Source organism: Amycolatopsis sp. NPDC004368 (genome assembly GCF_053602515.1).
Map to the genome: position 1 here is coordinate 153315 of NZ_JBSGDT010000005.1, position 14804 is coordinate 168118.

Annotated in this window: 27 protein-coding genes; all 27 read left to right on the forward strand. The window is 68.9% G+C overall.

The features are described from left to right. Positions 1-8: 8 nt before the first annotated feature. The 27 genes from ACWEOE_RS10720 to ACWEOE_RS10850 all read left to right on the forward strand — a co-directional run bounded on the left by ACWEOE_RS10720 (position 9) and on the right by ACWEOE_RS10850 (position 14793). Positions 9-1004 (forward strand): HNH endonuclease, encoded by a 996-nt coding sequence (locus tag ACWEOE_RS10720; RefSeq protein WP_452006908.1) that lies wholly within the window; start codon positions 9-11, stop codon positions 1002-1004. Beyond that, entirely contained in the window at positions 1001-1249 is a 249-nt protein-coding gene (locus tag ACWEOE_RS10725) for a hypothetical protein (RefSeq protein ID WP_452006909.1), read from the forward strand. Before ACWEOE_RS10720 ends, ACWEOE_RS10725 begins: the two co-directional genes overlap by 4 nt. Further along, positions 1246-1518 carry a hypothetical protein gene (locus tag ACWEOE_RS10730; protein WP_452006911.1) on the forward strand — a complete coding sequence of 91 codons (273 nt, stop codon included), beginning with the start codon at positions 1246-1248 and terminating at the stop codon, positions 1516-1518. The genes ACWEOE_RS10725 and ACWEOE_RS10730 overlap by 4 nt, the downstream gene beginning before the upstream one ends. Beyond that, positions 1515-1745: a WhiB family transcriptional regulator gene (locus tag ACWEOE_RS10735; RefSeq protein ID WP_452006913.1), complete on the forward strand. Its 231-nt coding sequence runs from the start codon at positions 1515-1517 to the stop codon at positions 1743-1745. The genes ACWEOE_RS10730 and ACWEOE_RS10735 overlap by 4 nt, the downstream gene beginning before the upstream one ends. Further along, positions 1742-2062 carry a hypothetical protein gene (locus ACWEOE_RS10740; protein ID WP_452006915.1) on the forward strand — a complete coding sequence of 107 codons (321 nt, stop codon included), beginning with the start codon at positions 1742-1744 and terminating at the stop codon, positions 2060-2062. Before ACWEOE_RS10735 ends, ACWEOE_RS10740 begins: the two co-directional genes overlap by 4 nt. Continuing rightward, positions 2059-2280: a DUF6011 domain-containing protein gene (locus tag ACWEOE_RS10745; RefSeq protein WP_452006917.1), complete on the forward strand. Its 222-nt coding sequence runs from the start codon at positions 2059-2061 to the stop codon at positions 2278-2280. The genes ACWEOE_RS10740 and ACWEOE_RS10745 overlap by 4 nt, the downstream gene beginning before the upstream one ends. Before the next feature lies 1 nt (position 2281). Then, positions 2282-2725 carry a hypothetical protein gene (locus tag ACWEOE_RS10750; RefSeq protein WP_452006919.1) on the forward strand — a complete coding sequence of 148 codons (444 nt, stop codon included), beginning with the start codon at positions 2282-2284 and terminating at the stop codon, positions 2723-2725. Positions 2726-2801: 76 nt separating this feature from the next. Further along, positions 2802-3176 (forward strand): hypothetical protein, encoded by a 375-nt coding sequence (locus ACWEOE_RS10755; protein WP_452006921.1) that lies wholly within the window; start codon positions 2802-2804, stop codon positions 3174-3176. Continuing rightward, positions 3176-3973, forward strand: a complete 798-nt coding sequence (locus ACWEOE_RS10760; protein WP_452006923.1) for a hypothetical protein — start codon at positions 3176-3178, stop codon at positions 3971-3973. The genes ACWEOE_RS10755 and ACWEOE_RS10760 overlap by 1 nt, the downstream gene beginning before the upstream one ends. Continuing rightward, positions 3973-4521 (forward strand): hypothetical protein, encoded by a 549-nt coding sequence (locus tag ACWEOE_RS10765; RefSeq protein ID WP_452006925.1) that lies wholly within the window; start codon positions 3973-3975, stop codon positions 4519-4521. Before ACWEOE_RS10760 ends, ACWEOE_RS10765 begins: the two co-directional genes overlap by 1 nt. Continuing rightward, positions 4514-5413 (forward strand): hypothetical protein, encoded by a 900-nt coding sequence (locus ACWEOE_RS10770; RefSeq protein WP_452006927.1) that lies wholly within the window; start codon positions 4514-4516, stop codon positions 5411-5413. The genes ACWEOE_RS10765 and ACWEOE_RS10770 overlap by 8 nt, the downstream gene beginning before the upstream one ends. Then, positions 5406-5741 (forward strand): hypothetical protein, encoded by a 336-nt coding sequence (locus ACWEOE_RS10775; RefSeq protein WP_452006929.1) that lies wholly within the window; start codon positions 5406-5408, stop codon positions 5739-5741. The genes ACWEOE_RS10770 and ACWEOE_RS10775 overlap by 8 nt, the downstream gene beginning before the upstream one ends. A 133-nt stretch (positions 5742-5874) precedes the next feature. After that, positions 5875-6105 carry a hypothetical protein gene (locus tag ACWEOE_RS10780; RefSeq protein ID WP_452006931.1) on the forward strand — a complete coding sequence of 77 codons (231 nt, stop codon included), beginning with the start codon at positions 5875-5877 and terminating at the stop codon, positions 6103-6105. Further along, complete coding sequence (locus ACWEOE_RS10785; protein WP_452006932.1) at positions 6102-7649, forward strand: hypothetical protein; 1548 nt, start codon at positions 6102-6104, stop codon at positions 7647-7649. The genes ACWEOE_RS10780 and ACWEOE_RS10785 overlap by 4 nt, the downstream gene beginning before the upstream one ends. Further along, on the forward strand, positions 7642-7887 hold the full coding sequence (locus ACWEOE_RS10790) for a hypothetical protein (RefSeq protein WP_452006934.1): 246 nt from the start codon (positions 7642-7644) through the stop codon (positions 7885-7887). The genes ACWEOE_RS10785 and ACWEOE_RS10790 overlap by 8 nt, the downstream gene beginning before the upstream one ends. Then, positions 7884-8159 carry a hypothetical protein gene (locus ACWEOE_RS10795; protein ID WP_452006936.1) on the forward strand — a complete coding sequence of 92 codons (276 nt, stop codon included), beginning with the start codon at positions 7884-7886 and terminating at the stop codon, positions 8157-8159. Before ACWEOE_RS10790 ends, ACWEOE_RS10795 begins: the two co-directional genes overlap by 4 nt. A gap of 78 nt (positions 8160-8237) precedes the next feature. Then, positions 8238-8378, forward strand: a complete 141-nt coding sequence (locus ACWEOE_RS10800; protein WP_452006937.1) for a hypothetical protein — start codon at positions 8238-8240, stop codon at positions 8376-8378. Next, positions 8375-9262, forward strand: a complete 888-nt coding sequence (locus tag ACWEOE_RS10805) for a hypothetical protein (protein ID WP_452006939.1) — start codon at positions 8375-8377, stop codon at positions 9260-9262. Before ACWEOE_RS10800 ends, ACWEOE_RS10805 begins: the two co-directional genes overlap by 4 nt. A gap of 5 nt (positions 9263-9267) precedes the next feature. Continuing rightward, entirely contained in the window at positions 9268-9687 is a 420-nt protein-coding gene (locus ACWEOE_RS10810; protein WP_452006941.1) for a DUF6221 family protein, read from the forward strand. Next, on the forward strand, positions 9684-9932 hold the full coding sequence (locus ACWEOE_RS10815) for a hypothetical protein (RefSeq protein ID WP_452006943.1): 249 nt from the start codon (positions 9684-9686) through the stop codon (positions 9930-9932). The genes ACWEOE_RS10810 and ACWEOE_RS10815 overlap by 4 nt, the downstream gene beginning before the upstream one ends. A 264-nt stretch (positions 9933-10196) precedes the next feature. Beyond that, positions 10197-10907 carry a hypothetical protein gene (locus ACWEOE_RS10820; RefSeq protein WP_452006945.1) on the forward strand — a complete coding sequence of 237 codons (711 nt, stop codon included), beginning with the start codon at positions 10197-10199 and terminating at the stop codon, positions 10905-10907. Further along, positions 10907-11254 (forward strand): HNH endonuclease, encoded by a 348-nt coding sequence (locus tag ACWEOE_RS10825; protein ID WP_452006947.1) that lies wholly within the window; start codon positions 10907-10909, stop codon positions 11252-11254. The genes ACWEOE_RS10820 and ACWEOE_RS10825 overlap by 1 nt, the downstream gene beginning before the upstream one ends. A gap of 2 nt (positions 11255-11256) precedes the next feature. Beyond that, positions 11257-11718, forward strand: a complete 462-nt coding sequence (locus ACWEOE_RS10830) for an SAP domain-containing protein (RefSeq protein WP_452006948.1) — start codon at positions 11257-11259, stop codon at positions 11716-11718. 212 nt (positions 11719-11930) lie between these two features. Further along, the gene (locus ACWEOE_RS10835; protein ID WP_452006950.1) at positions 11931-12368 is read left to right on the forward strand and encodes a phage terminase small subunit; all 438 of its coding nucleotides are present in this window, start codon (positions 11931-11933) and stop codon (positions 12366-12368) included. Continuing rightward, entirely contained in the window at positions 12365-12610 is a 246-nt protein-coding gene (locus tag ACWEOE_RS10840; RefSeq protein ID WP_452006952.1) for a hypothetical protein, read from the forward strand. Before ACWEOE_RS10835 ends, ACWEOE_RS10840 begins: the two co-directional genes overlap by 4 nt. A gap of 149 nt (positions 12611-12759) precedes the next feature. Further along, positions 12760-13035, forward strand: coding sequence for a hypothetical protein (locus ACWEOE_RS10845; RefSeq protein WP_452006954.1), 276 nt, complete (start codon positions 12760-12762; stop codon positions 13033-13035). Between the two features lie 3 nt (positions 13036-13038). Then, a complete protein-coding gene (locus ACWEOE_RS10850; protein ID WP_452006955.1) occupies positions 13039-14793 on the forward strand; it encodes a hypothetical protein in 1755 nt (584 codons plus the stop codon). Positions 14794-14804 lie beyond the last annotated feature (11 nt).

Genomic DNA, 14804 nt, shown 5'->3' on the forward strand with positions numbered 1-14804 from the left:
GCACGCCGATGAAGCGGGTCGCGATTCGCCAGCTCCGCAACGACGAGCCAGTGCCGACCGGCACGCCGAAGCGCTACCGCAACGCCAGCGGCTACGTACGGCTTCGTTGGCTCGTCGCGCCGAACCAGTACGTCGAGGCGTTTGAGCACCGGATCGCGGCGGGCCGGCCAGCCGCGCATCTGCACGTACACCACCTCAACGGGGTCAAGGACGACAACCGTCCGGAGAACCTTCAGGTGGTGACTCCGGAGGATCACCGTCGAATCCACGCCGGGATCGAGCGCGAGCGGCGCGGAGGCGTCGGCCGGTGGCACCCGTATCGCAACGAGCGGGACTACCGACGGGCGCAGAAGAGGCCGGAGCGCGAGGCGGCGAAGCAGGCCGAGACCGCACGAATGCGGGAGCTGTACTTGTCCGGCATGTCGACCAACGAGGTCGGCACCGAGCTCGGCATCGACGGGTCGAACGTGTTCCGCCGCCTGAAGGCCGCCGGTGTGCGCATGCGGTCGGCGTCCGAGTACGCCGACCCCGTCGACGCGCAGTCGGTCGTGTCGCAGTACGAGGCCGGCCGCGGCGGTGCGGCCATCGCGCGGGAGATGCACATCAGCTACGACCGCGTGAAGCAGATCCTCAAGGCCGCCGGCGTGAAGCTGCGTAAGACAGGCCGCGTGCCGAAGTCGGCCACCTGGACCGAGAAGGATGGCAAGGACGCTCTCGAACGCCGCTCGTCCTGCTGCGAGAGGTGCGGCAACGGCGGCCCGCTCGACTGGCACCACCGCAAGAACCGTTCCCAGGGCGGCACCTGGCAGCCCTCCAACGGTCTTCGACTGTGCCGACCGTGCCACATCGAGATCACCGACACCCGACCGGAGTTCTACGAACGCGGCTGGTGCGTGAAGGAGTGGCAGACACCTTCCGAGGTGCCGTTCGAGCACTGGCAGCTGGGCCCCGTCCTCGTCAACGACGAGACCTCCGACTACCACCAGAAAGGCGCAGCAGCATGACGATGACCGTGAAGCAGCTGAACGCGATCTGCGAGCGGCTGGCCGACGTTCCGGCGATGCCGGCCGAGTTCCGGGTGTCGCCCGCCGGTGTGGTCGCTGTCCACGACGAACGGCTGTTCGGCGGGGCGGGGCGGCCGTGGTCGGTGCTGTGGGTTCCGCCCGGGCACCGGAAGCACTACCCGCAGATGTCGCTGCTGCCCCAGGACGTGGCGTCCTGGGCTGTTCTCCGGCCAGGTGTGGCATGACCATCAACCGACACCCCCCGCTGCTGCCGAACCCCGAGGTACGGGAGCGGACCGCGAAGCTGATGAACGAGCACGCGGAACGGATGGAAGCCGAGCATGGCGGGATGTTCCTGGCCGCTGTGGAGGCCGCGGCGCTGCGCACCCAGATCGGCCGGGTCCGTGCGCTGCTGGCGAACCCGACGATCGCGGACGCCGACAAGGTTCTCGGGGCGTCGGCGATCCTTGACGGCGCCGCGCCGTTCCTGCCGTTCGTGCGGGGTGCGTCGTGACTGACCTGGGATGGCAGCAGGACGCCGTGTGCGCCGAGATCGGGGTGGAGCTGTTCTTCCCGGAGAAGGGCGAGAACTGGCACATGCGCCACGCGAAGCAGATGTGTAGTCAGTGCCCGGTCCGTGCCGAGTGCCTGCAGTACGCCTTGGACAACCATGAGCGGTTCGGGGTGTGGGGTGGCCTGTCGGAGCGACAGCGTCGCGTCCTGGAGCGGGGCGCGGCGTGACCGACCACAACGTCAACCCCGACACCTGGGCTGCCCTGCTGGACATCCTGGGTGTGCCGGGCAACCTCCCGGCCGACGACGTGCTCAACCTCGTCCGTGGTCTCGTGGCCAAGCGGACGGAGGCCAGCGAGCAGCTGTTGTTCGACGCCGTGCCCGAGGACATCCCACGGGCCGAGCTCGACCGCCGCATCGTGCTCGCTCTGCGGCACCTGCACTACTCGGCATGTGGGCACACCGGGACAGCGTTCGTGATCCTGCGGGATGGTGTCGAGCCGGCCGAGCCGTCCCGGTGCGTGCTGAAGCGAGGGATCGCGTGAGCGCCCGCTGCCAGGCCCCGACCTGCAACCGCGAGCTCCGCACCGAGGAGTCGCGGCGCCGCGGGTACGGCCCGGTCTGCTACCGCCGCAAGTTCGGCGCCCCGCCGCCCGCTCCCGGCCGCACCCAGGTGTCCGTGCCGGCGCACGTCACCCCCGACCACCCGGTCGACCCCGACCAGATCCCGCTACCGATCGACGTCCAGGAAGGACAGAACTGACATGGGAACCCGCGCAGACTTCTACGTTGGCCGAGGCGAGAGCGCCGAGTGGATCGGCTCGATCACCTGGGACGGCTACCCCGACGGCATCGACGGCAACGTGTTCGAGTCGGACACCGAGGACTCGTACCGGCGCGCCGTGGACGCCTTCTTCGTGAAGCGCGACGACGTGACGCGGCCGACCGAGTTCTGGCCGTGGCCTTGGGAGACCTCGGCGACGACGGACTACGCCTACGCGTTCGAGGACGGCGTCGTCTACGCGAGCAGCTTCGGGCACAGCTGGTTCGAGGTGGACCTGAGCGCCGAGAACTGCGGCGAGCCGGAGGAGGACACGCCGAAGGACGCCGTCTTCCCGGACATGACCAGTCGTCGCGGCAGCTACGACGACGTGATGTCGCGCTCCGGCCTGATCGTCGTGTCCATGCCGACGAACCCGACCGCCTGATCCCGCTGGGGCCGGTCCACAGGGGGGATCGGCCCCAGCACCCCAACCGACTACGAACGAACGACAGGAGCACTACGTGATCGCCAGCATCGCGGCCCGCAGGCAAGCCGCCGGGCTTGTTGGCCTTGCGGCGGACGGGAAGCTGGAGCAGCACCGCCGCGGGCTCGTCGCGCAGGTGCAGAACAACCCGGTGCGCGCGGTCGAGTTGCTGACCGTGCTGGCCGAGACGATCGCCGAGCTCGCGCCGGACACTGCGGCGATCGGAGCGGAGCGGCTGGTGCCGGGTGTGCCGCCGCTCATCGCCGAGCTGCGCCGCGCGCACGCCGCCTACGCGGGCGGCTCGCGCTCGCCGTGGGCTGTGAAGGGTGAGCGCGAGTATCAGCGGCTGAAGAAGGCGCGCCAGCGAGCACGTCAGAAGACGTCGGCGGCCACGGAAGTGGGGGCCGCCTGATGGTCTGGTTCTTCGTCGACGACAACCTCGCATTCCACCGCAAGGCACTGAAGGCCGGCAACACCGCGATGGGGCTGTGGGTGCGCGCGGGTTCGCACTGCGCTCAGCAGTTGACGGACGGGTTCGTCGAAGACGAGATGGTCACCACGCTGGGCACCACGAAGCAGGCCGAGCGGCTCGTCACATCCGGCCTGTGGACGAAGGTCGAGGGCGGGTACCAGTTCCACCAGTGGAGCACCGAGGGAAGAAATCCTACCCGCGCCGAGGTGTTGGCGCGCCGCTCGCGCGACGCCGAGAGAAAAGCTAAGCAGCGCGCGAAAATCTACCCGAATTCCGAAGACGCGCAGGTCAGCGGCGACCGTCCCAGGGGGACTCCGGGCGGAGTCCCAGGTGGAGTCACAGGGGGAGTCCAGACCCCCTCACCTCACCTCCCCTCAAAAGAAGAGAAGAAGACTTCGTCTTCTTCTTCCCGCGCCAAGCGCGGCACGCGAATTCCCGACGACTTCGCTGTCTCCGCCGACATGGTCGCGTGGGCTCGCGAGAAGACCCCTCACGTCGACGGCCGTCGGGAGACGGAGAAGTTCATCAACTACTGGCAGGCCGCCTCCGGGCAGAAGGCCGTGAAGCGGGACTGGGCCGCGACGTGGCGCAACTGGATGTTGAACGCCGAGGAACGCGCACCCCGCATGCAGCAGCAGCGGCAGCCCCAGTCGCCGACGGACCTGTTCGCCGAGCAGTTCCTCGCCGCCGGCCACCGACCACCCGAACTGAAGGCGCTTCCCGGAGGTGCGTCCTGATGCTGACCGATGACCAGATCCGCGCCCTGCTGGCCGCGGCGATGGGCTACGACAACCGCCGCCCCGGTGAGCTGAACCTCGCCGCCTGGCGCGAAGCGTCCGACCGCGGCCGGTGGACGTTCGGGGAAGCGGTGAACGCGGTCCACGAGCACTACGCCACGTCGACCGAGTTCCTGATGCCCGCGCACATCACGCAGCGGCTGAAGGCGGATCGCCGGCACGCGCCGCTCCCGGCTGAGCGGCAGTTGCCCGTCGCGCCGCCTGCCGAGCCGGAACGGGTCCGCGCCGCGGTCGCCGAGATCGCGCAACAACTCGGCTGGCCCGAACGCACCGCCACTGTCAACGACCCCGAGCTCGACCACGTGTGCCCGCATGAACGCTGCCGCGCCGGCAAACGCCGGCCGTGCGGCTACCGCCTCACCCGTGGCGTCCACAAAGGCGAGTGGCACGCGATCAGCGGCTACCACGCCAGTCGCACACAGGCAGCCCTCGACGCCGACCAGCTCCGCGCCGAACCCCAACCCACCGAGGAGAACCGAGATGAGTGACCAGACCAGTCCGCGCGAGCGGACGGCGATCGACCCCGGACCCAGCGCCTGGGAGTTGCTGGGCTGTGTCGCCGACGAAACCCCTGACGAAACCACCTCGACTGCCCCGATGCCCGCGGAGGACGGGGACGCCAGCGAGCGGCCAAACCAGCCGGGCGAAACGGCGTCTGCTCGCGCCGCTCTCAATGCGACGATCGGCAGTCTCGCCGCGGGTATGGCCGAGGCGGGCAAGAACCTCCGCCGGAACCTGGAGGCAGTCGGGCTCGTGTCCGCCAGCGAGCGGCCAAACGCGGGCCAGGAAGACGCCACGCTGACCGACGAGATCACGAACCTGCTCGTTGAGTTCGACGAGGTCGATTCTCCATCGATCACAGCGGCCGAGATCGTGAACCGGATCGTCGCCCCCGCGCTGGAATTCTGGCGCCGGCTCGAACTCGAAGCCAACGCTCGCGAAGTCCGCAACGGCCTCGCCGCTAACGCCGCCGAGCAGCGTGCCGCATCGTGGTGGGAAGCAGCGAAGTACCTCCGACGCGTCACCCACCGACAGCTGCGCCTGATCGACGAAGCGAACTCTCGCGCCGACGCTGCGGAGGCGAAGCTCGAAGAGTGGACGCTGATGGAGAACGACCAGGCGCGCCGCGCTCAGGCCGCGGAGGCGGAGCTCGCCGAGACGAACCGTCTGCTGACCGCCTACCAGCATGACGTGGTCGCGTGGAAGCGCGAGCGTGACGAGGCCCTGGCGAAGCTCGACGAGATCCGCGACGCCGTCGCCGAGGTCCTCGTCGACGCGGGCGACCACTACCAGGACAACGACGACTGCATCGAAGGATGCCCCGCCTGCGCGCTGGCCAACGTCCGCAAGATCGTCAACCCGGGGGCCACCCGTGGCTGACACCGATGCCCGACTGTTCGAGCTGTTCGACCAGCACTGCAAAGACTCGATGGGCCATGAGCTGAGCCCCGAGTTCTGGGAGCTGCGAGGCCACCGAGTGACGTCACCGGTCGAGCCATGCGACCAGTGCGGCCAGAAGGTGTTCCTGTTCCTCGCTCGCGGCTGGGAGCAACCTCGCTGGCTCACTCTCGGGGAACTCCGGGACGCCGACACCCTGTTTCCGTACGCCACCACGCGGTTCCACCGGTGCGGCGACGGCGAGTCGTGGTCGGTTGAGGCAGCCCTGTTCGTTGAGGCCGCCATGCGCGAGTGGGCGGTGGCCCGGTGAGCGTGTGCGAGGGCTGCCGTGGCGGCGGCGACAACTGGGACTGCATGGGGGAGAACGACCCCGAGAACTGCAACTGCGAGAACTGCACAGGCAACCCGAGCTGCCCTGAGTGCGGCGGAGAGGACGAGGACCAGTGAGCATCGAGAACCCCCGCCAGGAAGCCGGCGAACTGGCCTACGCCGTAGGCGACCGACTCGTGTCACACCTGTCCGGCTTGCGTTACGAGGTGACCGAGATTGACGACGAAGACCGTCGTCTGAAGTTCGCGATGGTCGAGGACCCCGAAGACGAATCCGGTTGGGAAGACTTCGAATCCGTCGCCCACACGTTCCGGCACTTCCCCCGAGAGGACGATTCGCAATGACCGGTGCTGACGCCCTGCGCGTACCACTGTGGTGGAGCCCGGAGGGCTGCTCCGTTTACGTCGATCGTGAGGGAGCCGCCCCCCACTACATCCGGATGCAGGACACCGCGCTGCACGCGCTGCCCGCCGACGCCGTGGAGCTCGGAGACGTCGAGGCCCTGCGCGCGGAGCTGGAAGAGGTTCGTGGCTGTCTGGCGCGTGAGTACGCCTGCGCCCGGGATGCTGAGGCCGAGCGTGACGCCCTGCGCGCGGACATCCGCGCCGTGCTGGCGAAGTGGCGGCAGGTTCCGATGATCCGCCGACAGATCCTCGTCCAGATCTTGCAGCAAGTGGAAGATCTCCTCGACCGCGAGCCGGGCCGCGAGGAGTCGGCGTGCACCTGTGCCAAGGGTTACTCGGTGTGCGACTCGTGCCGGGGGAAGTACTACTGGCCGGGCGTGGTTCAGGAGCAGAGCCGCGAGAGCCAGACGAGCGAGTGGCGAGAGGGCATCTTCACCGACGCGGAGGGTGCGCGGCACACCATCCAGTTCAGGCTGCGGACCCTGGGCGAGCCGGGCCGCGAGGAGCCGGTGCGCGAGCTGCTCGGCTGGGAAATCCCGGATCACGTGGACACGTACCCGAACGGCAGCGTCATCTGCCGCCACGCCAGTCACGACGAGATCGGCTATCCGGGCCTGGTCGTAGGGGTCGCTACCCCGGAGGACTCGGAACGCCTCGGCATCTGGCTCCGGGCTCACGGCCACGTGGTGGAGCACCGCGAGGACGAGGGCTGCGGCGCCGACGGGTGCACCAGCTTCGGCGGCTGCGCCGTCTGCGGGCCGGAAGCCGAGTTCGAGGCCGACCCGGAAGCGCACATCGCAGCGAACGACGCGCTGCTCGCCGGTCACGTGGTGGAGCACGAGCCGGACCCGAGCCACTGCGACACCTGCGGCGGCCCGTGCCGAGACGAATCCGAGGAGACGGACGAGGAGCTGGCCGCGCTCACGCGACCCAAAGCGGTCGCGTTCTCCGCAGCCACCGATCCGGTTGGCACATTCCGCGACACCGGAAACGCTTCGACCTTCGATGAGTCGAACCCGCTGGCCCACGTGAACCGCTACTTCGTGAAGTGGGCGCCGCCGTTAGACCTCGACGAGACGCATCCCTGGGTTGCCGTCAACCACGAGGCGGGGCTACAGCGCATGCCCAACGACCTCATGAACCACTACCCCGTCGTCAGCGCCGTCGAGGTTCAGCGCCGCCTCGCTCACGGCCACGTGGTGGAGCACCAGCCGGCACAGGACAGCGAACCGCGCGTGTTCTTCCCCGGCGACACCGTGCCCGCCGAGGTTGCGACGGCCGTTGTAGGCGAGCGCATGGACGGCGAGGGACGCCACGTGTTCGTGATGCACGAAGCAGGCTGGCCGTGGCGTGCGACGCACATCTCAGTCGAGCTGCTGCGCCCGTCTCCCGACGAGTTCGACGCCATCGTGGATCGGGCCCGCAACGCACGCGACGACGCCGTGTCTGCCTCCCCTGTGGCCAAGGAGACGGGCGATGCCTGACATCTCGACCATTCGCGCTTGGGTGCCGGTGCTGAACGACGCCTGGGACCACAGCCAGCGGGTCAGGGTCCTCCTGAAGTCGGGCGACGCCTATCGGGGCAACGTCGTCAAGAAGCTCGGCGACACGGACATGCTCGTCACCGTCGTGGACCACGATCAGCCGCCTTACTCAACTGGCCGGGAGCCCGTGACGATCGCGCTCGGCGAGATCGCCTCCGTCCAGGGGGTGCAGCGGTGATCCACCCCACCTGTTCCTCCGTCGAGGACGGCCCGTGCCCGTACACCCCTCTGGCTGGGGTGGAGACCTGTCTGCGCCACACCGAACGCGGCGCACGCGTCCAGCTCGGCGGGCTGGACGGCCACGACCAGTGCCCCGCCCCACACCCCGACCCCTCGGATGTGGCCGGCATCGAGTCCATCCCCGCGGCCCGACCCGCCCGCGCCTACACGCCACCACCGGTCGCGCCTGCCGGTTGGCTGGCTCGCGCAGTGCAGTGGGTGCTGTCGTGACCACCGCGGCGATCGGCCGGCACCTCCGGTCCCTGCGCGAGCAGACCGGCCTCACCCAACGCGAGGTCGCCCGAACGCATGAACGCTGTCCCCTCCTTGGTGAACCACCTGGAGAACCAGGGCAAAGACCTCCGCATCTCCACGATCCTGCGCTACTGCGACGCCATCGGCGCCTACGTCTACATCGGATTCCCCAACCGCGAAGGAGCCGCGCCGTGAACCAGCCCCGCTCATGCGTCCTCGGCTGCCGCGACCGCGACGGCGTACCGTTCCGCGCCGCCCCGGGCCTGCTCGTCTGCCCTGCCTGCAGCGAGAAACTCCGCGGCGTCCTCGACGACCTCGAGCGCACGTTCTACGCCCTCGACGACGTCGACGAGCTCACCCCGCACGGCTCACCGGACGGCGCCGGCGTGCGGCAGGTCGCCGGGTCGCGCTCGCCCGCGGTCGACGCGCTGCTCGTCCACCGCGACCCCCGCTCCGTGACCGGCGTGCACGAGTCGCCGGCGGCGCTGGCCTCGATGGCCGAGTTCGCCCGCACGGTGCGCGAGGACCGCAGCATCGACGTCCCACGCGAACAGCTGCGTGCGACCGTCCCGGCCGGGCGGATCACGATGCGCCGCGAGTGCGCCACGCTCCGATTCAACTGGGACTGGATCATGGCGCAGCCGTGGGTCGACGACTTCGCTGCCGAGCTCCGCCGCGTCCTCGACGCGCTCCGCTCGGTGCGCCGCGAGTTCGCGCCCGCCCTGCGGATCGGGAAGTGCCCCACCGCCCTCATCGGCCTCGACCTGCCCGACGGCGACGCGGTCACCCTCGACTGCGGCGCCACCCTGAAGGTCCGCGCCGGCGACACCGAGGTCCGCTGCCGCAACTGCGGCACCACCTGGCCCCGCGACCGCTGGCACGAGCTCGGCGACCCGTGGACCGACTACGCCAGCCTCTCGGCCGACCTTGGCGTTCCGGTGGGCACGCTGCGCCGGTGGGCACACGAGGACAGCTGGCAGCGCACCAACCGGCCCGGCCGCCCGCTCATCGCGCGCGCGGACGCGCTCGCCTCGCTCGCCCGCCGCCGCCCGAACGCAACCCTCGAACAGGCAGGATGACCACCATGGACGACCTGATCGCGTTCCTCCGCGCCCGCCTCGACGAGGACGAACAGGCTGCGCGAGATTCAGCCGGCGTCCGGTGGGTAACCCCCGTGCCCGGCAGCGTGCACGTCGACCCAGCGGCCATCCGTGAGAACACGCTCGCGTACGGCCACTTGGGGTTCGTCGTGAGCGCCGACGTCTCGCCGCAGGGCGACGCCTACCGGCGTCACATCGCCCGACACGACCCGGCCCGCGTGCTCGCCGAGGTGGCCGCCAAGCGGCAGATCATCGACGCAGCCGTTCGCGCGGACGAGGCTGGTGACGCTGCGCTGCAGACCGCTGGCGAGTACGCCCGTGCTCAGGCCCTGTCGGATGTGCTCGACTGGCTCGCCCTCCCGTTCGCCGATCACCCGGACTACCGAGAGGAGTGGCGGCCGTGAGCGACCACCAGCCAACGCCTGAAGAGCTCCGCGACATGCAGGACCGCATCAACGCCATGCACATGCGTCACGCTGCTGCGATGCTGAGCCTCAGCGCGGCGATGGTCGAGGCCACGGTCTCCATGCGGAGCTTCTTCCGGGCGGCTCAACAGGTTGCGTCGGCGGCGTTCGACGAGCTGCAGCGGCACCCCGACATGCTGGAGCTCGAGGTGTCCACCGCGTCCTGGTACCCCGACACGCCGTAACCCACCCCCGGGTTTGACCCTGACCTGCACCGAACGTATCTTCGATCATGTTGGTGCAGTGTCCCCAACGGACAGACCCATGCAGCCCCCGGTGAGCCCCGCTCCCGGGGGCTGTCTGCACCCCACCAAAAGCTGGCGCGGCGCCCGTCAGAACCGGAGTGAGGCCAAACGGAACACCTCGCAAGACGCCCATCTAACTCAACGCTGTGACCTGCGGAAAGTCTCCGTCCTCCACCGACGGGTAAGAACGATCATGGGGGGCTGATGGACATCTGCTACGTGCTCAAAGCCGAGGAACGGAACGAGGAGCTGCGTCACTCGCTGCGCTCCGTCGCCCGCAACCTCCCGGGCGCGCGCGTGTGGATCGCCGGCTACAAGCCCTCATGGGTCACGAACGTTGACCACATCGACGTGAAGCAGCTGCCGAGCCAGAAGCACCCGAACAGCATCCGCAACCAGCGCGCCGCCCTCGCCTGCACAGAGCTGTCGGACCCGTTCGCGTTCTTCAACGACGACTTCTTCGTCATGAAGCCCCTCGACGACGTGCCGGTAACGAACTGGGGCTACGTCGACGACGTCCTCAAGCGCGAGGGCCGCACCCGACTGGGCTCGAGCTACCACCGCTCGATGGTCGCGACCCGCGACTACCTCCACACCCAGGGCTTCGACAAGCCCATCAGCTACGCGCTGCACACCCCGCTGGTGACGCACAAGCAGCCGTACCTCGAGGCGATGGACGCCTACAACCGCACCGACTGCTGGATCCAGCACTCCACGATCTATGGCAACGTGTACGGGTTGGGCGGGGAACGTTACGACCGCGACGTCAAGGTGTACTCCACCTACGAGACCGTGCAGCCGTGGATGAAGGACTCGACGTTCCTGTCCACCTCGGACAACAGCTTCCTCCGCGGCCACATCGGCAAGTGGCTGCGCGCCCAGTTCCCCGAGCCCTGCCGGTTCGAGAAGGCCTGATGCCCGGCTGGGCCGGCCGACGCGAGTACTCCCGCGAGTTCCACCGCAACCGCGTGCTCGTGCGCCGGCGCTCAGGTGGGATCTGCGAGGTCCACGGCGACAACCCCACCGCACTCCCCGCGGAACGTCACGGCGCCCGCTGCACTCAACCAGCCACCTCCTGCGACCACATCCACCCCCAGTCCCAGGGCGGCACGGACGCCCTGGACAACCTGCAGGACATCTGCACCCCGCACCACAAGGCCAAGACCACAGCCGAGGCGACACACGGCAGAGCACTCCGAAGGTCCATGGCTCGCCGCCCCACCACCAGACACCCGGGCCTACGCAACCGAGAGGACTTCTGACCATGCGAGTGCGCTACCTGCACGCCATCGGCGGCCACACTGTGGGCGACGTCGACGAGATGCGCGACCGCGACGCGCTGCGCCTCATCGATCAGGGCTACGTGGTCGAGGACACCGGCGAGGACACCACACCCGACGAGGAGCCGGCCGACGAGGACACGGCCATCACCTTCGGACCCGATGGTCGTACCACCACCGTGGACCGTGAGGCCAGGGCCGACCGCCACTCGGGCATGGGCAGCACTGCGCTGCCCGACGATGTCGAGCCCGTGCACATCGCGAAACGCGGCGACATCGTGCCCGACGAGGACGAGACCGAAGCCGAGCAGGGTGAAGACCTCGATGGCCTCAGCGCGCGGGAGCTCCGCAGCCTCGCCGAGGCCAAGGGTCTCGCGACCTCCGGCACGAAGGACGACCTGAAGGCGCGCATCGTAAGCGCCGACGAGCAGTCCACAGAGGACTGAAAGATACTCCGAACGGCCCATTGATCTCCGCGCTCCGACCTGGTAGGGGTGGGGGGTACCCCCTCGCGAATCTGATCACTGTCGGTGTGCATAGGGCCTGAGACCGTGCTTAGGAAATGACCGTCCGTGACGGTCTTCGATGGAGGGATCAGGCCGTGCCTGGTGTTCCCGGTCGCTCTGGCGGATCGAACCGCAAGCGCAGTGATCAGAAGTTGGGCCGGCCGACGGTCGGCAAGGACAGCCCGGATCATCCGGATAACGTCGACAAGCCGTCGGCGGGTCCGGTGGAGCAGCCGGAGCTGAGGTTCCCGGAGTTCGCTGATGGTTCCCCGTGGGTGCCGACGGCGCCGGTGCAGCGGCTGTGGGAGTCGATGGCTGTCAGCGGGTTCCACGAGTACTACACGCAGGCGGACTGGGAGGCCGCGATCACGCAGATGATGGTGATCGACGGCAACATCCGGTCGATGCTGAAGAACAACGGCGAGCTGTCGTCGATGAAGGCCGCGGAGATGCGTGCCGCGCTCGGCGACCTGATGGTGCTGGAGTCGGCGCGCCGGCGGCTGAAGATCGAGGTGCAGCGCAATGAGGAGACCGTCGCGCCGTTGGCCGCGGTGGCTCCGCTCGACCGCGCGAGAGCGGCCGCGCTGTGACCGGCCGAAGCCTGGATCGCCAGGTCGAGATCAACGACCGCGGGGTGTTCGTCGACGGCGAGCACCTGCCGCTGTGGGTCGCAGTGCAGCCGATCACTATCGACCGTCTCGAGGAAGGCCTCTACACGGTCACGCTGACGCTGCTGACCGAGAAGCCGCCGACGGTGGCTATCGACCCGAACGGCCGATATGCCGACATGGTTGTGGTCACGGCCGACGCGCAACCTTCGCTCGAAAACTGACCCCCCACGGAGTTGCTCGCCCGACCGCCGTGGGGACGGGGCCGGCCGGTGGGTGCGCGCTCCTCTCCCCTGTGGAGTTCCCCCGGCCACCGGCCGGTTCGCTTTTCCCGCCCCGGCCGTGCCGGGGCCAAACCCTGAGGAGACGGCCCGTGGCCATCACCGGAGAACCGATCAAGTTCCGCGAGCCCATCCGGGTAGGTCCGGTGGAGCATGAAGTTCAGATCAACTTCCCGGACGTGCAAGGCCGTTGGTTCGTCGGCGCGCTCAACTCGCAAGAGCCAGACCAGGAAATGGCCGCAGCGCTGGCCATCGGCGACCTCGGTTCGGCAGGTGACGGAAAGCCTGCTTACCGCGGCGTAGTGAGACTGTCCGCGGACGACGCGCGCGCGCTGGGTGAGTTCCTGATCGAGCAGTCACAGGGCTGACCCGTGCTGTCGAGCCCGGCGAAGCCGCGCGGGCTCGACCCCCGGTTCTTCGCTACCGCACCACCGGCCGGATATTGGCGGGACTTCACCTGCGGGGCGTGGCGCTCACTGCCCTGGCCCGACGACCTCGAGGACCTTCCGCCGTCACTTGGCTGGGACATCATCGAGTGGGCCGAGCAGTGGCTCGTACACCACATCACCGGCGAGCCGTGGCGGTTCACCAAGGCGCAGAAGCGTTTTCTCGTCCTCTGGTACGCCGTGCGGCCGGACGGGAAGTGGCTGTACCGGCGCGGTGTGAACCGGCGCGCGAAGGGCAACGGAAAGAGCCCGCTCGCGGCCGCGGTGTGCCTGATCGAGATGTTCGGCCCGGTGGTGTTCGACCACTTCGACGAGCTGGGCAACCCGATCGGGAAGCCGCACCGGTGGCCGCTGGTGCAGATCGCGGCGAACTCGGAGAACCAGGCCAAGGACGTGCTCGCGGTCGCGAATGCGATGGTGAGCAAGCGGCTCAAGGCCGCGGTCGGTTTCGACGCCGGAAAGAACGGGTCCGCGGCGAAGTCCGGCGGCCGGCTGCAGATCCTGACGCAGTCAGTGAAGTCGGCCGAGGGTGACCCGGCGACCGCGATCGTGTTCGACGAACCGCACCACGCCACCACCAGCTCGGGCGGTAAGGCGATGGCGGCGGTGTGCCGCCGTAACGTGGCCAAGAGCCCCGGCGGGCAGGCGCGGATCTGCGAGTTCACGAACGCGCACGAGGAAGCCGGCGACTCGGTCGCGGAGGACACGTTCAACTCCTGGCAGAACCAGGTGATGGGCAACGCGCCGGCGCAGGACATCCTGTACGACTCGTGCGAGGCCCCGGCCTACCTGTCGCTGCACGAGCCGGAAGAGGTGCGCGCGGGGATCCGCGCGGCGTACGCGGACGCGCCGTGGATCGACCCCGAGCGAATCGAGGCTGACATCTACGACACCGACACCACGATGGCGGACGCCATCCGGTACTACTTCAACGCCACGGCGGCGAACGAAACCGGCTGGGTCGATCCGAACGCGTGGCGCACGTGCGCGCGGCCGATGGACGTCGTGGAGTTCGGGACGCAGATCGCGCTCGCGCTGGACTGCTCGAAGAACGAGGACGCGACCGCTCTCGTGGCGGTGCGGATCAGCGACGGGCACGTGATCACGCTCGGCGTGTGGGCGCGCCCGATCGGCTGGCCGACGAAGGGCCCCAACGCCCGCCGGTGGTCGGTGAACCGGGCCGAGGTGGACGCGAAGGTGCGGTGGGCGCACCAGAACTTCGACGTGGTCGCGTTCTACGGCGACCCGTCGCCGGTGCGCGAGGACGAGACCGAGAAGTCGTACTGGAAGGCCTACTTCGATGCGTGGCATCGGGACTTCGCCGAGGACTACGCGGTCAAGGCGAGCTCGCGCAACGCGTGCGAGTTCGACATGCGGCTCTCCACCCCCGGCGGTCTGGACCGGATCCGGCGCTTCACGGAAGAAGCGATGGCGACGGTGCAGGCGGTCGACGAGGACCAATCGCTGACGCACGATGGCGACCCGGCGCTGCAGATGCACGTGTTGCGCGCGCACCGGAGGACGAACCAGTTCGGGTTCTCCCTCGGCAAGCGCACCCGCGACTCGAAGGACCTGGTGGACCTGGCGGTGGCGATGGTGATGGCTCGTTTGGCCCGCACGGACGCGATCCGGAGCGGAAAGATCAAGAAGAAGCGGTCTGGTGTGGTGTTCGTCCAGTGAGCGAGGTGAAA